Origin of the sequence: Streptacidiphilus monticola (assembly GCF_042658505.1) — a bacterium.
Classification (GTDB): Bacteria; Actinomycetota; Actinomycetes; order Streptomycetales; family Streptomycetaceae; genus Streptacidiphilus; species Streptacidiphilus monticola.
Window position 1 is genome coordinate 1 of the sequence record NZ_JBHSQJ010000054.1, and the last position, 3994, is coordinate 3994.

Here is a 3994-nt window from a genome sequence, read left to right on the forward strand (position 1 = left end):
CGCGCGCGCTGCGGGCCCGGCGCGGGCGGCGGGCCAGCGCGCCGCGGCGGGCGGCAAGGCGAAGGCGCCCGTCAAGTGCCGGGTCTGCGGCCGGGTGCTGACGGAGGCCGTCGAGCGGAAGCTGCGCCGCTGCGCCGACTGCCCGTCCACCCTGGACGAGGCGCTGTACGAGCGGCTGCGCGACTGGCGCAGCTCGCAGGCCCGGTCGCAGAGCCTGCCGCCGTACTGCGTGTTCACGGACGCGACGCTGCTGGCGATCGCCGAGACGCTGCCGAAGACGCTCAACCAGCTGGCCGGAATCTCCGGTGTGGGCCGCGCGAAGCTGGACAAGTACGGCGAGGCCGTGCTGTCGTTGTGCGGGGGAGTGCTTCCGGGGGAGTCCCAAGTGGAGTTCCCGGAGGAGTTCCCCGAGGAGGCCGGGGGGTCTGCACCGGACGACATCTCGGACTTCTGGGACGAGAGCGACGCCCGAGAAAACTCGCCGGAAAAATAGTTTGCGCCCGCAGCGGAGAGCGCACTAGCGTGCCGAGCACGGTCAAGGAGACGCGACCGTGGCCCCACAGGTCACACCTGTTACGGGTCGCTCGCTGCTGTGCCCGAGCTGTACCAGCAGGACCCGAATGACCACTGAGTGGGTCGCGGCGGAAGCCGGGGCCCCGAGCGCCGAAGGGAGGCGGACATTGTGAAAAGCACGATCATCAATCTGACTGCTCCGACCGCGATGTCGGCTGCCCTTGCGGCTCCCGCCTTCCGTGGCACCGGTCTGTCCTTTGCCGCCCCCGCCGGCGCCCGCGTCCTGACCACCGATGTGCTGAACAACGGTGTCCTGGGCAACGGCAGCGGTCTGGGTCGTGGCCTGTGGACCGCCGATGTCCGTGATGAGCGACCGACCTCGGCATCCGTAGCAGCAGTGGCCGCCGTCGCCGGTGGCTATGCCGCCGCCGCGGGTGCCGGAGCCCACCAGACCCAGCAGTCCCACCTGTCTCTCCTTGCCGAGCAGACGCAGCAGCAGAAGATCGCCGCCACGGCGACGACGAAGATGCGGGCCTTCCGCGGCCCAGACCCCTGGATAGATCGAACCTGAACCTGTATCAGGTCGGCACTTCCAGGGCCGCGGAATCCCGGATCGGGATCCGCGGCCCTTCTGTTTGCCCAACAAGCGCAACACAGAGCCCGAAGAACAGAACGAAGAGGAAGACGCGAACGTGTCACCGGTGACCAGCCCGCACGCCCCGTCCGCAGCCGACGCCGACCACTCCCACCCCCCGGAGGTAAACCTGATGCAGCTCACCGCGTTCGAGGAGGCCGACACGCTCGGCGTCCCGATCCCGTGCCGGACCCTCGACCCGGAGGTCTTCTTCGCCGAGAGCCCGGCGGACGTCGAGTACGCCAAGTCCCTGTGCGGCACCTGCCCGGTGAAGGCCGCGTGCCTGGCCGGTGCGCTCGAGCGCCGCGAGCCGTGGGGCGTCTGGGGCGGCGAGCTCTTCGTCCAGGGTGTCGTCGTGGCCCGGAAGCGGCCGCGTGGCCGCCCGCGCAAGAACGAGGTCCTGGCGTGACCTCCGCGGCCGTCCGCATGGCGGACGACGCACTCCGCAGCTCCATCCGCGAGGCGCTCGGCGAAGTCGAGACCGGGACCGCATCCGGTCGACCGCGCGCCCAACTCCCCCTCCACGAGGCCCCGATGAACGTTCCCGCCGATCCCCGTACCGCAGCGCACGAGACTTCCCAGAACAGGACCCTCCACATGCAACTCATGCCCGAAGCCCTGGCCCGTGTCCACATGCAGGAACGCCTGCAGGAGGCCGAGCACCAACGATTGCTCCGCGCCGTCGCCCTCAAGCGGCGTGCGGAACGCGCGAGCCTGCGCGCCCGCCGGGCGCTGGCGAGCGTCGTCCTCTCCGGCTGACCGCCGGAGGCACCCTCCCAGGGGGCGCGGGGCTTCCCGCGCCCCCTGCGGCGCTCATCCGCCGCTCACTCGCCGGCGAAACCCGGTAGCCAGTCCAGCAGTTCGGCCCGGAAGGGTGCGGTCGCGTCCAGCTGGCAGAGCACCCCGATGGTGCTCAGGGTGACCCGGTGGATCAGCAGGTACGCCGGGGGCAGGTTCAGCTGGCGCCCCAGCGCGTAGGCGGGGGAGCGCGGGTCGCCCACCCGGGCGGCCTGCGCGCGCATCCACGCGCGGGTGAAGCGGAACTCGTCCACCGCCGCGGGCTCGATGATCGGCAGCACGTAGTCCAGCACCGCGTCCGGGTCCAGCGAGATGCTCGGTTTGACGAAGCCCTCCTGCCGCAGCATCTCCAACACCCCTGCGGCGTCGCCCTCCAGAGCCATCCGCAGCGCCGCGCCGATGGGCTCCGGCAGGCCCTCGGGCAGTCGGTCCACCGTGCCGAAGTCGAGCACCCCGAGCTTCCAGCCGTCGGCCGGGCCGTCGTCGACGAGCAGCCGGAAGTTGCCCGGGTGCGGATCGGCGTGCAGCAGCCCGGTGCGGGCGGGGCCGGCGAAGAGGAAGCGGGCCAGCAACTGCCCGGCCCGGTCCCGCTGCTCACGGGTGCCGTCGGCGATCACCTCGGAGAGCGGGATGCCCTCCATCCACTCGGTGACCAGCACCTGGTCCGCGTGCGTGACCACGGCGGGGACGAAGATGTCCGGGTCGTCCGCGAACTCGTCGGCGTGGACGCGCTGGGACTCGGCCTCCAGGGCGTAGTCCAGCTCCTCGCTCACCCGGTTGCGCAGCTCGGCGATCAGCGGCTTGACGTCGAGGCCGGGGATCAGCGGACCGATCAGCCGTGCCACGCGCCCCAGTTGGGTGAGGTCGGACAGCAGCGCCTCCCCTGCGCCCGGGTACTGGACCTTCACCGCGACCTCGCGGCCGTCCTGCCAGACGCCGCGGTGGACCTGGCCGATGGAGGCCGCGGCGGCGGGCTTGTCCTCGAACTCCAGGAAGAGCTCGCGCCAGTCCGGGCCGAGCCGCTCGGCCATCGCCGCGTGCACCGAGGCGGCGGGCAGCGGCGGGGCGGCCTCCTGGAGCTTGGTGAGCGCGGCCCGGTAGGGACCGGCGACCTCCTCCGGCAGGGCGGCCTCGAAGACGGACAGCGCCTGGCCGAACTTCATCGCGCCGCCCTTCAACTCGCCCAGGACGCGGAAGAGTTGGTCGGCGGTGCGCTGCTGGAGCTCGGCGGAGACCTCCTCCGCGGGCCGGCCGCCGAGGCGCTTGCCGAGGCCCAGGGTGGCTCTTCCGGCGATGCCCAGGGGGAGGGCGGCGAGCTTCGCCCCTCTGGTCACGGCCTTGCGCGGAAGATCGCTCACTTCTCCTCCAGAATCGGCACCCGGTGCTCCCGGTCATTCTGCACCCGGACCGCCTGGCCCCGGGGCTCCCCGGCCGGGTGCGGGCAGCAGCCGCAGTCCTGATGGGGCGTCAGTCGGCGGCGGCGCATCGAGCCGTCCCGGGCGCAGATGTCGACCCAGCCGCCGAGGCTCGGGGGTGAGCCGCCGTCCAGGAAGATCAGCGCGTGCAGCGCGGCCGTGCCCGCCACCGTGGTGGCGAGGGCCGTGTCGCAGGCCGCGGGCGCGGCACCCGAGCCGCCGCGGTGCTGGGCGAGCACCCGGGGCCACTGCGGATCGACGTCGGTGCGGTGCAGGGCGACGCAGCGGCCGCAGGGGCTGCGCCCGGGGACGACGAGCGGCCCGACCGTGCCGGTGGTCTCGGCCACGCCCGCGTACAGATGCGGCACGCCGGACGCGAGCAGGCGGGCCGCCAGCTCCGGATCGGCCGTGAGCCCGGTGGCGTCCCCGCGCGGGGCGACCACCACCAGATCCGGCACGCGGCGGGCGGCCCCGGTGTCGTCGGGGCGGCCGGGGGCCGCGCGGCGCACGACGGCCCTGGCCGCGGCGTCCCGGTGGCGGCCGACGTCCTCGGGCCGCAGCCCGGCGGGGGAGACGTCCGCCGGCAGCACCCGGCCACCGTCCCTGGGCTGGACCAGGCCGACGCCGGTGGCGT

At 73.3% G+C, this 3994-nt stretch carries 5 protein-coding genes and 1 pseudogene; 4 read left to right on the plus strand and 2 right to left on the minus strand.

The annotated features are described in order from the left end of the window. The 4 genes from ACFP3V_RS13665 to ACFP3V_RS13680 all read left to right on the plus strand — a co-directional run. On the plus strand, positions 1–493 hold a 493-nt coding region (locus tag ACFP3V_RS13665; protein ID WP_380583256.1), incomplete at its 5' end, for an HRDC domain-containing protein. A 189-nt stretch (positions 494–682) separates the two neighbouring features. After that, complete coding sequence (locus ACFP3V_RS13670; RefSeq protein WP_380583257.1) at positions 683–1084, plus strand: hypothetical protein; 402 nt, start codon at positions 683–685, stop codon at positions 1082–1084. A gap of 130 nt (positions 1085–1214) precedes the next feature. Beyond that, complete coding sequence (locus ACFP3V_RS13675; RefSeq protein WP_380583258.1) at positions 1215–1556, plus strand: WhiB family transcriptional regulator; 342 nt, start codon at positions 1215–1217, stop codon at positions 1554–1556. Between the two features lie 17 nt (positions 1557–1573). Next, complete coding sequence (locus ACFP3V_RS13680; protein WP_380583310.1) at positions 1574–1906, plus strand: hypothetical protein; 333 nt, start codon at positions 1574–1576, stop codon at positions 1904–1906. Between the two features lie 65 nt (positions 1907–1971). On the opposite strand, the gene ACFP3V_RS13685 is transcribed toward ACFP3V_RS13680, so the two are convergent. Beyond that, positions 1972–3303 carry an ABC1 kinase family protein gene (locus ACFP3V_RS13685; protein WP_380583259.1) on the minus strand — a complete coding sequence of 444 codons (1332 nt, stop codon included), beginning with the start codon at positions 3301–3303 and terminating at the stop codon, positions 1972–1974. Beyond that, a pseudogene (locus tag ACFP3V_RS13690) lies at positions 3300–3994 on the minus strand (ThiF family adenylyltransferase); the annotation flags it as partial. The pseudogene ACFP3V_RS13690 and the gene ACFP3V_RS13685, both read right to left, overlap by 4 nt.